The organism is Micromonospora sp. NPDC005299 (assembly GCF_042872345.1).
GTDB lineage: Bacteria > Actinomycetota > Actinomycetes > Mycobacteriales > Micromonosporaceae > Micromonospora.
Window position 1 is genome coordinate 15,626 of the sequence record NZ_JBIAKG010000015.1, and the last position, 13,768, is coordinate 29,393.

Here is a 13,768-nt window from a genome sequence, read left to right on the forward strand (position 1 = left end):
GCGATGACCGACACCCGCGAACCCCGGGCCGCCGTGCAGGCCCGGCCCACGGAGCCCACGGCGGTGCTGGACGTGGTGGTGCCCGTCTACAACGAGGAGGCCGACCTCGGCCCCTGCGTCCGGCGGCTGCACGCGCACCTCACCGCGCACTTCCCGTACCCGTTCCGGATCACCGTGGCGGACAACGCCAGCGTGGACGGCACGCTCGCGGTGGCCGAGGCGCTCGCCGCCGAGCTGCCCGGGGTGAGTGTGCTGCACCTGGACGCCAAGGGGCGGGGCCGGGCGCTGCGGGCCGCCTGGTCCGCCTCGCCGGCGCCGGTGCTGGCGTACATGGACGTGGACCTCTCCACCGACCTGGCGGCGCTGCTGCCGCTGGTCGCCCCGCTCATCTCGGGTCACTCGGATCTGGCCATCGGCACCCGGCTGGCGCGGACCAGCCGGGTGGTCCGGGGCGCCAAGCGGGAGGTGATCTCGCGCGGCTACAACCTGCTGCTGCGCGGCACCCTCGCGGTGTGTTTCTCCGACGCGCAGTGCGGGTTCAAGGCGATCCGCGCCGATGTGGCGGCCGGGCTGCTGCCGCTGGTGCAGGACACCGGCTGGTTCTTCGACACCGAGCTGCTGGTGCTGGCCCAGCGGGCCGGCCTGCGGATCCACGAGGTGCCGGTGGACTGGGTGGACGACCCGGACAGCCGGGTGGACATCGTGGCCACCGCCCTGGCCGACCTGCGCGGCATCTGGCGGGTGAGCCGGGGCCTGGTCACCGGGGCGCTGCCCCTGGCGGACCTGCGCGCGCAGCTCGGCCGGGCGCCGCTGCACGCGCCGCCGGCCCAGGTGCCGGTCGGGTTGCCCCGGCAGCTCGCCCGGTTCGCGGTGGTCGGGGTGGCCAGCACGCTCGCGTACCTGGTGCTGTTCGTGCTGGCCCGCGGCCCGCTCGGGGCGCAACCGGCGAACCTGCTGGCGCTGCTGGTCACCGCGGTGGCCAACACGGCGGCCAACCGGCGGCTGACCTTCGGCGTCTCCGGGCGCCGGCACGCCGGCCGGCACCACCTCCAGGGCCTGCTCGCCTTCGCCCTCGGCCTGGCCTTGACCAGCGGTTCCCTGGCGGTCCTGCACGCCACCGCCGGCACTCCGCCCCGCGCCCTGGAGCTGACCGTCCTGATCGCCGCCAACCTCGCGGCGACCGCCCTCCGGTTCATCCTGCTCCGCCTCGCCATGCACCACCGCCCCTGACCGCCCGATCTTGGCGGGTGGGGTCGCCAAGATCCGGAGCGGGAATCGGGCCACGGCGTGGCAGGGTGGAGGGATGTACCGGGAGGGGCCGGCGCCGGGAATCGCTGGGGCCGTGCGGTGGGCCAGCGTCTCGCGCGGCGACGAGCCCGTGCGGGTGCTGCCGGACGGGTGCCTAGACCTGCTCTGGTCCAGCCGGTCGGGGCTGCTGGTCGCCGGGCCGGACCGCACCGCGCACCTGTCGGTGAGCGTGCCCGGCGAGCGGTGGGTCGGGCTGCGGCTGCCGCCGGGCACCGGACCCGCCGTGTTCGGGGTGCCCGCCGACGAGCTGCGGGACCAGCGGGTGCCCCTCGCCGACCTGTGGGGACGGGCCGCCGCCGACCTGGCCGACCGCGTCGCGGCGGAGGATGCGCGAGGCGCCGGGGCGGCCCTCGGCCGGCGGTCCGCCGGGGGCAGCCCCGCCGCGTCGGCGTCCGGCGGGTGGCCGGTCGCCGCCGTGCTGGAGGAGGTCGCGTGGGGCCGGTTGCGGGCCGCCGGTGGCCCTGACCCGCTCGGGGCGCGGGTCGCCGCCCGGCTGGCGGCCGGCGCGACCGTCGCCGCGACCGCCGCCGAGGTCGGCCTGGGCGCGCGGGCCCTGCACCGGCGCAGCCGGCTCCTCTTCGGGTACGGCCCGAAGACCCTCGCCCGCATCCTGCGGATGCGCCGCGCCCTCGACCTGGCCGGCACCGGCACCCCGCTCGCCGAGGTCGCCGCCCTGGCCGGGTACGCCGACCAGGCCCACCTCAGCCGCGAGGTGAAGGAACTGGCCGGCGTCCCTCCGACCCGCCTGCTACCGCCCGCCGGCGTCTGACGCCCGCACGCGCGACGCCTCAGGCCGAGCAGCCCCGCCGGCGGCACGTTCGAGATCTTGGAGATCTGCCGTTTCGCTCGAACGGTAACTGTCCAAGATCGGTGGATGGGTCGCTCAGTCGGACTTGAGCGGGGCGAACAGGTCGACGCCGTTGCCGTCCGGGTCGTGCAGGACCGCGTACCGCTGGCCCCAGAAGGCGTCCCACGGCGGCAGGTGGCCGTGGTGGCCGGCGCCGGTCAGCTCGGCGTACCAGCGGTCCACCTCGGCCGGGTCGGCGCAGCGGAACGCCAGGCTGGCGCGCGGGCCGCCGGTCGCCGGGGCGTGGTCGGGGTCGAAGCTGCGGATCGTCTCGACGGTGTCCCAGGCCAGCCGGACGCCGTTGTCGAGGGTGATCTCCACGTGCGGCTCGCGTTCCGCGCCGGGCGGGACCGGCAGCCCGAGCCGGCGGTAGAAGTCCAGGGTGCGTCCCATGTCGGTGACGACCATCCCGATGAGATCGAACTGCGGTGTCATGCGGCCACGGTAGAGGCCGGCGGGCCCGGCCGTCTTGAACGGATCGGACGGGGGACGAGTCACCGGTGTGGCCCGCACAATCAGGACCAGAAGCGTACGGTGGGGCAAGTCCGGCTCAGAGCAGTAAAGCTCTCATATCGGGCCGGACTCCGATGACTGGCGAGGGGAAGGAAGCAGCCGTGACGCACCTGGCCTACCTGGACGCAGGATCCGGCAGCCTCATCGTGCAGGCGGTGGTCGGCGGGGTGGCCGGCGTGGCGGTGGCCGCCAAGCTCTACTGGAGACGGCTGGTGGCCCGGTTCCGCCGGCAGCCCACCGACCAGGGCTGACCGGCGTGGCGCTCCCCGACACCGGCCTGCGCGCCGAGCCCGGCTCCTTCCGCGACCCCGGCAACCGGGTCTTCCACCGCGCCGGCGAGGTGCTGCGCGGGCTGGACGAGCGGTCCGCGCGCGACTGGCGCGCCCTGGCCGCCAGCGACTTCTTCCGCGACCTGCTCGCCAACCGCCAGGTCTGCGGCACGGAAGAGCTGTTCCCGACCCCGGTCGACGTGCCCTGGGCCGCGGTGCTGCGCCACGAGCGAATTCCGTTCGTCTCGCATCCCTACGAGTGGTCGTACGGGATGCTCCGGGACGCCGCCCTGCTGCACCTGGAGGTGCTGCGCGCCGCGCTGGCCGCCGGTTTCACCACGAAGGACGGCTCGGCCTACAACGTGCAGTGGCGGGGCGCCCGGCCGGTCTTCATCGACGTCGGCTCGTTCGAGGCGGCCCGCGACGGCGAGCCCTGGGCCGGCTACCGGCAGTTCTGTCAGACGCTGCTCTACCCGTTGCTGGTCCAGGCCCACCTCGGGCTGGACTTCCAGCCCTTCCTGCGAGCCCGGATCGACGGCATCGAGCCGGACCAGATGCGCCGGTTCTTCGGTGGGGCCCGGCGCTGGCGGGCCGGGGTGCCCACCCACGTGCACCTGCACGGCGCGATGCAGGACCGCAACGCCGAGGCCAGCACCAGCACCGTACGCGCCCAGCTCCGGTCCGCCGGCTACTCCCGCGAGCTGGCCCTGGCCACCGTGCGCGGGCTGACGAAGCTGGTCCGCCGGCTGGACCACCGGCCGGGGGAGACGCACTGGTCGGACTACCAGCGCACGTGCGCGTACTCGGTGCCGGACCGGCAGGCCAAGGAGCACTTCGTCGACCGGGCGGTGGCCGCGACCGGGCCGGGCCGGGTGCTCGACCTGGGCGCCAACGACGGCCGCTACGCCCGGATCGCCGCCCGGCACGCCGACCACGTGGTCGCCGTCGAGCAGGACCCGGCGGTGGTCGACGCCCTCTACCGCGCGCTGCGCGACGAGGGGGAGGGGCGGATCCTGCCACTCGTGATGGACCTGGCCGACCCGTCGCCCGGCGGTGGCTGGCGGGGGGTCGAGCGGGCCGCCTTCGCCGACCGGGCCCGGGCCGACGTGGTGCTCGCCCTGGCCCTGGTGCACCACCTGGCGATCGGCCGGAACGTGCCGCTGCCCGAGGTGCTGGACCAGCTCGCCGCGCTGACCCTGGCCGGCGGCAGCCTGGTGGTCGAGTTCGTGCACCCCGACGATCCGATGGCGCGGCGGCTGCTGGCGAACAAGCCGGACGGGCTCTTCCCGGACTACCGGCGGGAGGTGTTCGAGTCGCTGCTCGCGACGCGCGGGCGGGTCGTCTGCCGCACCGAGCTGCCGTCGGGCACCCGCACCCTCTACCAGGTGGTGGTAGGTGGCTGAGGGCACGCTCGCGCCGCCGCAGGCCCCGCCGGCGGCCCCGGATCCGCCCCCCGCCAGGGGCCGCTGGCGCGGCGAGGCCGGCCGGCTGCTGGAGGTGGTGGCGCTCGTCGGGCTGGTGGTCACCCAGCCGCTGCTGGACGTGCTCGGCCGCAGCCCCGACTTCTTCCTGTTCCACCGGGCCTCCCGGGCCGACGTGCTGCTCCTGGTGGCCCTCATCGCGATCGCGCCGACCGTGCCGTTCGCCCTGCTCGGGGCGGGCGGACTGCTCGCCGGGCGGCTCGCCCGGACGGCCCTGCACACGCTGGTCGTGGGGCTGCTGCTGGCCGCGCTCGCGGTCCAGGTCGGCCGGCACGTCACGCCGCTTCGGGGCGTACCCCTGCTGCTGGTGGCGGTCGCGGCCGGCGCCGCCGTGGCGGCCGCCCACCGGCGGTGGCGGGCCCTCGCCCGGGTGCTGCGGGTGGCCGCGGTCGGGCCGCTGGCCTTCGTCGGCCTGTTCGTCTTCGCCTCGCCGGCCTCGGCCGTGGTGCTGCCCCGGGGGCACGGCGGTGCCGCCGGGGTGGCCGGCGCGGGGGCCCACCCGCCGGTGGTCATGATCGTCCTGGACGAGCTGCCGCTGGTCTCCCTGCTGGGTCCGGACCGCACAATCGACGCCGTCCGGTATCCGCACTTCGCCGAGCTGGCCGCCGGTTCGACCTGGTACCGCAACGCCACCGGCGTCAGCGGCTGGACCCCCTACGCGCTGCCGGCCATGCTCCGCGGGCGCTACCCGGCCGAGCCGGTGGCCCCGCACTACTCGCGGTACCCGGACAACCTGTTCACCGCCCTCGGCGGCCTGTACGACATCAAGGCCGAGGAGAGCATCACCCGGCTCTGCCCGCCCAGCCGCTGCGAGCAGCCGGCCAGCCCGGAGCAGGGGCTAGGGGTGCTGGTCCGAGAGAGCGGGAAGCTGCTGCGCCAGGTCACCGCCCCGGTCGACAGCCGGATCGACCCGGAGGACTCCTACCGGGAGCAGACCCGCGCCGAGGCGGGGCTGGACGCGGCCGAGCCGGTGCCGGACGACCCGAAGTTCCGCTGGGACACCCTCGACGACAACCAGCCGGCCCGGTTCACCACCTTCCTCGCCGGGCTGCGCCCCGCGAACCGGCCGACGCTGCACTTCCTGCACCTGCTGATGCCGCACTCGCCCTGGGTCTACCTGCCGTCCGGGGCGCACTACGCGGCCCCCGAGGACCTGCCCAGCGACGGGACCGGGTGGGTGGACCTGGCCCGGGCCCGGCACCTCGCCCAGCTCGGCTACACCGACCGGTTGATCGGCGAGACGCTGCGCACCCTGCGCGCCACCGGCCTTTACGACAAGGCGCTCGTGCTGGTCACCGCCGACCACGGGGTGAGCTTCCGCAAGGACTGGCAGGGCCGGGGGCTGGACGCCATCAACCACGCGCCCGACCAGGTCGCCTGGGTGCCGATGTTCCTGAAGGAACCCGGCCAGCGGACCGGCCGGGTCGACGACCGGAACTGGCAGCACGTGGACCTGTTGCCGACGATCGCCGACGAGACCCACATGCGGATCCCCTGGCGGATGGACGGCCGCCCGGCGAGGCAGGCCCCGCGCGACACCTCCGACAAGCGCTTCTACGACACGCCCGGCCAGCCGTTGACGTTCCCGGGCGGGGTCCCGTCCCCGCCCGAGTCACCCGCCCCCGACCCGCTGGTGGGCACCCGGGTCGGGGAGAAACCACCCGGGGGTACGGCGACCGTGGGCAACCTCGCCGCGTTCCGCGACGTCGACCCGGCGCGCGGCGAGCTGCCCGCGCTGGTCTGGGGGTCCGTGCCCGCCTCGGTGCCGGACGGGACGCGGCTGGCCGTGGCGGTGAACGGCACGGTCGGCGCGGTCGTCCCGGTGGTCCCGCCGGACCACGCCGGCCGGCGGTTCGCCGCCCTTCTCCCCGACGACCGGCTCTTCGCCGCCGGGGCCAACCGCCTCGACCTGTACCGGGTGGGCGTCGACGGGGCGCTGAGCCGGCTCACCCTCTCGTGATCATCCGCAGGATCGCCGGGTAGCCTTCCCAGCTCGGGGTGGTCGCGCTTCCACGGGGTTTCCGAGTCGGCAAGTCGGGAATCGGGTGACGCATACCTCACCACCGAACCATGACGAGCGGTGTCCTCCCCACCGTGATTACGGTAAAAGCGAAGGCAACTCAACGAAGATCTTGCCGGCGAAGCGAGGAACAGATGACGGAAGTCAAGCTCGACCACCCTGGTGGGCAGCTGTCGATGCCGGTGCAGCCTGCGGTCGAGGGGCCCGCCGGAATCGGGGTGGGCAAGCTGCTGAAGGAAACCGGGATGACGACGTACGACCCCGGTTTCGTGAACACGGCGTCCTGCTCGTCCGCGATCACCTACATCGACGGGGACGCGGGGATCCTGCGGTACCGCGGCTACCCGATCGAGCAGCTGGCCGAGAAGTCCTCCTTCCTGGAGGTCTCCTACCTGCTGATCTACGGCGAGTTGCCGACCCAGACTCAGCTCACCGAGTTCAGCGAGCGGGTCCGCCGGCACTCGCTGCTGCACGAGGAGATGCGCCGCTTCTTCGACGGCTTCCCGCGCGACGCGCACCCGATGGCCGTGCTCTCCTCGGCCGTGAGCGCGATCTCGACCTTCTACCAGGACAGCCTGGACCCGTTCGACTCCGACCACGTGGAGATGTCCACGGTGCGGCTGATGGCGAAGGTCCCCACCATCGCCTCGTACGCGTACAAGAAGTCGATCGGCCAGCCGCTGCTCTACCCGGACAACTCGCTGGGCTACGTCGAGAACTTCCTGCGGATGACCTTCGGCGTGCCGGCCGAGCCGTACGAGGTCGACCCGGTGGTGGCCCGCGTGCTGGACATGCTCTTCATCCTGCACGCCGACCACGAGCAGAACTGCTCCACCTCGACCGTCCGGCTGGTCGGCTCCAGCAACGCCAACCTGTTCGCCTCGGTCTCGGCCGGCGTGAACGCGCTGTTCGGCCCGCTGCACGGCGGCGCCAACCAGGCCGTGCTGGAGATGCTCCAGAAGATCCACGCCGATGGCGGCGACGTCCGCACCTTCGTGCAGAAGGTGAAGGACAAGCAGGACGGCGTGAAGCTGATGGGCTTCGGCCACCGGGTCTACAAGAACTACGACCCGCGCGCCGCGATCGTGAAGAAGGCCGCCCAGGACGTGCTCGGCCGGATGGCCAAGCCGGACCCGCTGCTGGACCTCGCGATGCAGCTGGAGGAGATCGCCCTCGCCGACGACTTCTTCGTCTCGCGTCGGCTGTACCCGAACGTGGACTTCTACACCGGCCTGATCTACAAGGCCATGGGCTTCCCGACCAAGATGTTCACGGTGCTCTTCGCCCTGGGCCGGCTCCCCGGCTGGATCGCCCAGTGGCGCGAGATGATCAACGACCCGGAGACCAAGATCGGCCGCCCGCGGCAGATCTACACCGGCTACGCCGAGCGGGACTACGTCGCCGCCACGGAGCGCTGAGCCCGGTCCTGACGGCGAAGGCCGCCGACCCCGTGCGGGTCGGCGGCCTTCGTGTCGGTGCGGGACGGTGCGTCAGCCCACCAGGGAACGGAGCGGGATCCGCGCGTCCCGGAGGGCGCCCACCAGGTCACGCAGGAACGGGTGCTCGTCGGCCTGCAGGCCGGCCGGATTCGGGATCACCAGGTAGGCCGACCCGTCCACCACGGAGACCCGGGCCGTGTCGGTGTACCGGGCGACGACCGCTTCGGCGCGTCCGCGGTCGCCGGCCGCCACCTCGACGGTGATCGGGCGCCACTCGCCGCCCAGGTCGTCCGCCACCGGCTGGGCCGCCGCAGCCGCCCGGGCGGGGTCGACACCGGTCGTACGCCGCGCGCTGCCCGCCGCCGCACCCGACGGATAGAGCAGGGCGTTGGCCACCAGGTGCAGCCCGTTCTCGTTGTACGCCCGGAAGAGCGGGTTGAACGCGAACAGCACGGCCCGACCGGCGCCGGTGGGCTCGTCCACCAGCGCGACGGTGCCCTTCAACACGTCGCTGCGCATGGTGTAGCCGTTCGCCCAGAAGGTGTCGTCGGACGGGTAGGTGAGGACGTTGGTGCCGGTGCTGCTCGGGTTCAGAATCGAGTCGCTGTTGTTGAACTCGAAGTCCTCGGCCGGGCGGCCCAGCGCGACCGGGCTGCTGCCGTCGACATCGACCCGCAGGTGCGAACCGATCATCCGGTAGTCCGCCGGCTTCGTCTTCTCGGTGGTGGAGGTGAGGCCGGCGGCCCGGGCCATCCGGGTGCCCTCGTTGCGCAGGCCGAGGTAGGTGTGGCCCTGGGCGATCCAGTTCCGCAGGTTGGCCTGCCCGGCGGCGGTGAGCCCGCCGGTCGGGCTGCTGCCGTCCGGCACGAGCAGCACAGTGCGCCCGGTGAACGCCGCGGTGTTGTCGTTGATGTCGGCGGTGGTCACCGGCGTGAGGTCGAGCCCCCACCGCTTGCCGAGCACGTACCGGGCCTCGCCGTGCGAGCCGGAGGTGGTGGAGATGCCGGTGCCCTGGAACAGCCCGACATCCGGCAGGTCCACCGGGCTCCCGCCGGCCGCCGCGCCGCTCGGGCTCAGGGTCACCCCGAGCGACCGGGCCAGCCCGTCGATCTCCTTCGTCAGGCTCTTCGCGGGGAAGCCCACCGCGCTGGTGTCGAGGTCACGGACGAGCGGCACGCCCCGGCCGAGCAGCCGGAAGGTGAGTTCGGCCGCCGCCGCCGAGTCCAGCGGGTACGTGTACGAGCCCTTCGCCCCGGCCGCCGAGGCCTTGCCGCCGGTGATCTGCCGGACCGGTCGGGCGCGCGGCCGGACGTCGTCGCCGGTGTAGATGGTGTCCACGCCCATGAGCAGCGGATTGCTCCAGGAGGACACGTCGTAGAAGTAGGGGAACGGGACGTACGGGTCCTCGCCCATGACCGCCTGGATCCAGTGCTTCTGCGGCTGGTCCATCGGGATCCAGTACGCGCCGACCGGCACCGTGACGTCGGTCGCGGTGCGCCCGCCGAAGACCCGGGCGGTGGGCACCTTCGTCGGCCTGGTCACCTCGTAGACCTCGACGTCCATCCGGCGCAGCCGCTCGACCAGTTGGCGCACGTCGGCGAGCTGCCGGTCGGGGAGCAGGAAGTACGAGCGGATCTTGATGTCCGGCACCGGGAACTGGACGCTGTTGGTCGGCTGGACCACCTCGTTCGGCTCCAGCGCCCCGGCCCTGCCCTCGCCGAGCGCGTCGGTCCAGATCTTGTAGTAGCTGCTCAGCACCTCATGCTTGTTCGCGGCGGCCCACCCGAGGGTGGACCACTGGGTGTGGAACTGCTGCTGGACCCGGTCGGCCACCGCCGACGCGCTGCCCTTCTCGAAGGTCATGCCGGCGGCGCCGAAGCCGGCGGCCGGAACGGTGTCGCCGTAGCCCATGAAGAACAGGTCGTACGTCGCGTAGTTGAAGTAGCACTCCGTGGTGACGGCGCCGCCGCAGGCGCCGTTGAAGCCGAAGCCGGCCTTGTTGGCCTCGCCGATCCGGTTGATCCAGTCGACGTTCTCGCTGGCGATCTCGTGGTGGATCGGGTCGGCGTTGGGCGGGAAGAAGTACTGCCGGCCGCCCATTTCGTGCGCGTCGACGAAGACCTGCGGCGGGTACTGCCGGAGGAGTTCGATCTTGCCGTCGGTCTCCTGCTGGGTGCGGGCGAACCAGTCCCGGTTCAGGTCGAAGCCGTACTCGTTCTGCCGGCGGCTGGCGTCGCGACCGTCGGGGTTCTGGGTCGGCACGATGACGGTCACCAGGTTGTCGTTGCGCTCCGCGACCGCGCAGGACAGCCCGGATGCCAGCTCGTACAGGGTCTTGAGCGCGGCGTCCGTGCCGCTCTTCTCCCCGCCGTGCACGTTCGCGGCCACCCAGACGATCGCCGGGCGGTCGGCCGCGGTCTCGGCGGCCTTCTTCGCCCCGGTCCCGCGCGGGTCCCGCAGATCGCGGATGTCGTCGGCGATCTGTTTCAGCGCGCCCGGCCGGACGTGCCGCTCGTTGGAGACGATGGCGTACGGCAGCGGCTGGCCGAGCACGCTCGTGGACATGACGCCGGTGACCACGCGGTCGGAGGCGGCGTCGACGGCCGTCAGGTAGCTACGGACCTCGTCGTTGGTGACGACCCGCTCCTGGCCCGTGCCGAGCGGGAAGCCCAGCGCGGACTCGGGGCTGGGCACGGTAGACAGCCGGGCGGCAGGGTCGTTGCTGCAGCTGGGGGCCGTGGGGGCGGCGCCGGCCGGCGCGCCTCCGAGCAACGGCGTCAGACCGGCCAGCAGGAGCAGCGCGGCGACGCCGGCCGTTCTTCTCGTGTGGACCGCCCGGTGTGGACGCTTCGACAGGCGCATCGGGATGCCTCGTTTCACTCGGGGGTAGATCGAGCGAGCTGGATCGAACGTATGAGCTGCGGTTTCCTGGAGCAAGAGTCAGTGGGCGCGGTGCCCGCCCTCGCCGCCGGTGGTGGGCAGGCTGCCGAGCACGTGGTTGATGATGTGGATCCGCGCGCCGGCGACCTGGTAGTCGGCGCACACGGTGTCCGCCTGGTCGGCCAGGCGGGCGGAACCCCCGCCCCCGGTGACCGTCAGCGTGGTGCCGGCGAGCGTGGTGACCGTGCCGGCGGCCACCAGGTCGGACAGCGACAGCGACCCGGCGACGAGGTGTTCGCGGAGCAGGCGGCGGAGCCCGTCCCGGTCGGCCAGCAACAGGTGGTCCAGGTCGTCCTCGGAGAACTTGGCCGCGAACGCGTCGTCGGTCGGGGCCAGGATGGTCACCCCCGAGCCGCCGTGCAGGTCGGCGGACATGCCGGACGCCCGCACCGCCGCCTCGAACGTGGTGAGGACGGGCAGCCACTGCAGGGCCGCCTCGGCCGGCTGACCGACCAGCGCCGCCGGGTTGCCCGGGTCGCTGCCGGAGGGCAGCAGGTCGCACAGCGGGCCGCTCACGAGGGGCGCTGCCTTCGGTGCGGCGCCGCCGGCCGCGGCCGGCGAAGCGGTGCCGGTGCCGGAGCAACCCGTGCCGGTGAGCACCAGGGACAACGCGACGGCGGCGAGCGCAGGGGTCCGTCGCCGGCGGACCGGCCACCGGAGCCGGGGGAGAGGTCGGGATCGCGGGGGGATGACGGGCCGTTCCACGGCGTTCTCCGGTCGGGTCGGGTCGTACCGGCAGGCCCGGGAGGCCGGACCTGCCGGTACGACGGTCAGCGGGTCAGAGGCTCGCGCACTGGCCCGTCTTCGGGCCGGTCGCCGAGTTGCCCAGCTCCAGGTCAACCGGTGCCGCGCTGTTGCCGTCACAGTGCAGCGGGCCGGTGACCGTGTTGGCGGCCAGCAGCGGAGCGTCGCCCCGGTTGCCGGACACGTCCACCGGACCCTCGACCGTGGTGTCGACGACCACCACGGACCCGGTGCCCTGCGCGATCCGGACCGGGCCGGTGACCCTGGTGTCGGTCAGGAACACGCCGGCGGCGCCGGCGGCGTCCACCGGGCCGGTGATCGACGAGCCGGTGGCGACCAGCGTGCCGCCGGCCCGGACCCGGACCGGGCCGGTCACCGTGGCGTCCCGCAGGCAGGTGAAGCCGGAGACCACCAGCGGACCGCTACGCGGGCCGGTCACCGTCGGGTACACCCGCTCGGCGTCGACCAGCTTCTCCACCGCCTGCCCGTCCAGCAGCAGCGGGATCAGCCCCCGCTCGGGCTGGGCGAGCGGCACCACGTACCCGTCGGCGACCTTGACCACCTTCCAGCCGTGCGCGGCGAGCCGCTGCGCCACGGTGGTCCGCTGGCCGGCCGGGCCGTCGGTGCGCTCGCCGTGGTACTGCTCCTCGGTGAGCTGGTAGGCGCACGGCACGTCGGTGAGGATCTGGTCGGCGCGCGGGGCGTCCAGCGGCGGCGGGGCCTCGCCCGGGTGCGGCGACGGGTACGCGGCGATCGGCCGGGAGCCGCGGAAGACGATCCGGCCGGTGTTCGACACCTGGAAGGTGATCCCGTCGGCCCGCGCCGAGGTGATCTCCTTGAGGTTCGCCCGGTGGTAGTCGAGGAACTGCTGGAACGTCCAGAGCGCCGAGTACGCCTTGCGCCGCCGGTTGTTCGCCGTGTTGCCCTCGTCCGGCCGGGTCGCGCCGCCGGCGCTGCGCAGCTCCAGCAGGGAGTTCACCACGTTCTTGAGCCCCAGCGTGTTGCGCAGGATGGTCTCCTCGCTCAGCCCCACGTTGCCGCCGCCGTTGCACCCGTACGGGCAGGGCCACCAGCCGTCCTTCGCGCCCTGCGTGTACATGTGACCCTCGATCATGTGCTGCGACTCGTCGAAGATCGGCTGGGCGACGTTCTGGTGCCGCGGCGGCAGCATCGGCAGGTCGCCGGCGCTGGAGTTGCCGAACTCGTGCCCGTCGTAGCCGGCCACCGGGCGGTAGTCGCGCAGCATCCGCACCAGCGCGAAGGTCTCCGGCTGGCGGATCAGCGAGTAGTCCCGGTTGAGGTCTTGGCCGGTGGAGTTGCCCCGGGTGTTGGCCGCCCGGCCGTCGCCGTTGATGGTGGGCACGATCAGCACCGTGGTGTGTGACAGCAGGTCCAGCGTCCGCGGGTCGTTGCTGAAGGCCAGCTGCCGCGCCATGATCAGGCAGGCCTCCCGGTCACCGGGCTCGTTGCCGTGCACGTTGCAGTTGACCATCAGCGGCGAGGTCGCGGCCACCGCCGCCGGGGTGGCCGGCGGGGTGGGGTAGCCGATGACGAACATGTTGATCGGTCGGCCCAGCGCGGTCCGGCCGATCTCGGTCACCCGCACCCGGTCGCTCAGCTCGTCGACCGCCGCCGTGTAGGCGTACTCGTTGACGTCGCTGGTGTACTGCGCCGCGAGCGTGGTCTCCCACTGCGTGCGGAGGTTCTCACCCGGCACGGCAGGATCGCCCCAGGGGGCCCGGGTGGTGCCGGCCACCGGCGCGGAGTACGGCTCGGCGGTGGTGCCGAAGCGGGCACGGACCCGCCACTGGAACCGGGCGCCCGGGTTGAAGCCCGCGTCGGCGAAGGTGGGGGAGGAGTTGTTGATCTGGCGGTTCGGCCGCCAGACGCCGGTGATCACCGCGGGTCCGGCCGCCGTGTCGTCGGCGGCGACCGGGGTGCGCTCGATCTGGTAGTCGGTGGCGCCGTCGACCGGCGTCCAGGCGAGGGTGGCGTAGCCGTCGCCCTGCACGACCGTCAGGCCCTGGACCTGGTTCGGCTCGGCCGGGTCGGCCTGTGCGGGCACGGGCCCCGCGAACGCCGCCATGGTCGCGGCGAGCAGGGCGGAGAGGAGTGCCGTCGTCCGTCTGTCTCTCATGGAAGCTCCAGAACAGGTGGGATGACTCGGTCCGGACAGCACACGCGAGTCCGCGCGTCCATGGTCGACA

10 protein-coding genes are annotated in these 13,768 nt (G+C 73.4%); 6 read left to right on the plus strand and 4 right to left on the minus strand.

What is annotated here, in order from left to right; genetic code table 11:
* Window positions 1–3 precede the first annotated feature (3 nt).
* Both ACFYPD_RS30255 and ACFYPD_RS30260 read left to right on the plus strand, forming a co-directional pair.
* The gene (locus tag ACFYPD_RS30255; protein ID WP_387120883.1) at window positions 4–1,230 is read left to right on the plus strand and encodes a glycosyltransferase; all 1,227 of its coding nucleotides are present in this window, start codon (window positions 4–6) and stop codon (window positions 1,228–1,230) included.
* A 73-nt stretch (window positions 1,231–1,303) separates the two neighbouring features.
* Entirely contained in the window at window positions 1,304–2,077 is a 774-nt protein-coding gene (locus tag ACFYPD_RS30260; RefSeq protein ID WP_387120886.1) for a helix-turn-helix domain-containing protein, read from the plus strand.
* 114 nt (window positions 2,078–2,191) lie between these two features.
* Here the strand turns inward: ACFYPD_RS30260 and ACFYPD_RS30265 are convergent, their stop codons facing one another.
* Entirely contained in the window at window positions 2,192–2,590 is a 399-nt protein-coding gene (locus ACFYPD_RS30265) for a VOC family protein (RefSeq protein WP_387120888.1), read from the minus strand.
* A gap of 179 nt (window positions 2,591–2,769) precedes the next feature.
* On the opposite strand from ACFYPD_RS30265, the gene ACFYPD_RS30270 reads away from it, so the two are divergent.
* The 4 genes from ACFYPD_RS30270 to ACFYPD_RS30285 all read left to right on the plus strand — a co-directional run bounded on the left by ACFYPD_RS30270 (window position 2,770) and on the right by ACFYPD_RS30285 (window position 7,856).
* Entirely contained in the window at window positions 2,770–2,919 is a 150-nt protein-coding gene (locus ACFYPD_RS30270) for a hypothetical protein (RefSeq protein ID WP_167364301.1), read from the plus strand.
* Between the two features lie 5 nt (window positions 2,920–2,924).
* On the plus strand, window positions 2,925–4,340 hold the full coding sequence (locus ACFYPD_RS30275; protein WP_387120891.1) for a methyltransferase domain-containing protein: 1,416 nt from the start codon (window positions 2,925–2,927) through the stop codon (window positions 4,338–4,340).
* The gene (locus tag ACFYPD_RS30280) at window positions 4,333–6,378 is read left to right on the plus strand and encodes a sulfatase-like hydrolase/transferase (protein ID WP_387120894.1); all 2,046 of its coding nucleotides are present in this window, start codon (window positions 4,333–4,335) and stop codon (window positions 6,376–6,378) included. Before ACFYPD_RS30275 ends, ACFYPD_RS30280 begins: the two co-directional genes overlap by 8 nt.
* Before the next feature lie 194 nt (window positions 6,379–6,572).
* Entirely contained in the window at window positions 6,573–7,856 is a 1,284-nt protein-coding gene (locus ACFYPD_RS30285) for a citrate synthase (RefSeq protein WP_387120897.1), read from the plus strand.
* 72 nt (window positions 7,857–7,928) lie between these two features.
* On the opposite strand, the gene ACFYPD_RS30290 is transcribed toward ACFYPD_RS30285, so the two are convergent.
* From ACFYPD_RS30290 to ACFYPD_RS30300, 3 genes are all read right to left on the minus strand, one after another.
* Window positions 7,929–10,739, minus strand: a complete 2,811-nt coding sequence (locus ACFYPD_RS30290; protein ID WP_387120900.1) for a M14 family zinc carboxypeptidase — start codon at window positions 10,737–10,739, stop codon at window positions 7,929–7,931.
* 78 nt (window positions 10,740–10,817) lie between these two features.
* Window positions 10,818–11,333, minus strand: a complete 516-nt coding sequence (locus ACFYPD_RS30295; RefSeq protein ID WP_387120903.1) for a fasciclin domain-containing protein — start codon at window positions 11,331–11,333, stop codon at window positions 10,818–10,820.
* Between the two features lie 262 nt (window positions 11,334–11,595).
* Window positions 11,596–13,698, minus strand: coding sequence for a M14 family zinc carboxypeptidase (locus tag ACFYPD_RS30300; protein WP_387120906.1), 2,103 nt, complete (start codon window positions 13,696–13,698; stop codon window positions 11,596–11,598).
* Window positions 13,699–13,768 lie beyond the last annotated feature (70 nt).

Excerpts from the sequence above, each read along its gene's own strand:
- ACFYPD_RS30265 (WP_387120888.1), bottom strand. The coding sequence starts at position 2,590 with ATGACACCGCAGTTCGATCTCATCGGGATGGTCGTCACCGACATGGGA.
- ACFYPD_RS30285 (WP_387120897.1), top strand. The coding sequence starts at position 6,573 with ATGACGGAAGTCAAGCTCGACCACCCTGGTGGGCAGCTGTCGATGCCG.
- ACFYPD_RS30290 (WP_387120900.1), bottom strand. The coding sequence starts at position 10,739 with ATGCGCCTGTCGAAGCGTCCACACCGGGCGGTCCACACGAGAAGAACG.
- ACFYPD_RS30300 (WP_387120906.1), bottom strand. The coding sequence starts at position 13,698 with ATGAGAGACAGACGGACGACGGCACTCCTCTCCGCCCTGCTCGCCGCG.
- ACFYPD_RS30255 (WP_387120883.1), top strand. The coding sequence starts at position 4 with ATGACCGACACCCGCGAACCCCGGGCCGCCGTGCAGGCCCGGCCCACG.
- ACFYPD_RS30260 (WP_387120886.1), top strand. The coding sequence starts at position 1,304 with ATGTACCGGGAGGGGCCGGCGCCGGGAATCGCTGGGGCCGTGCGGTGG.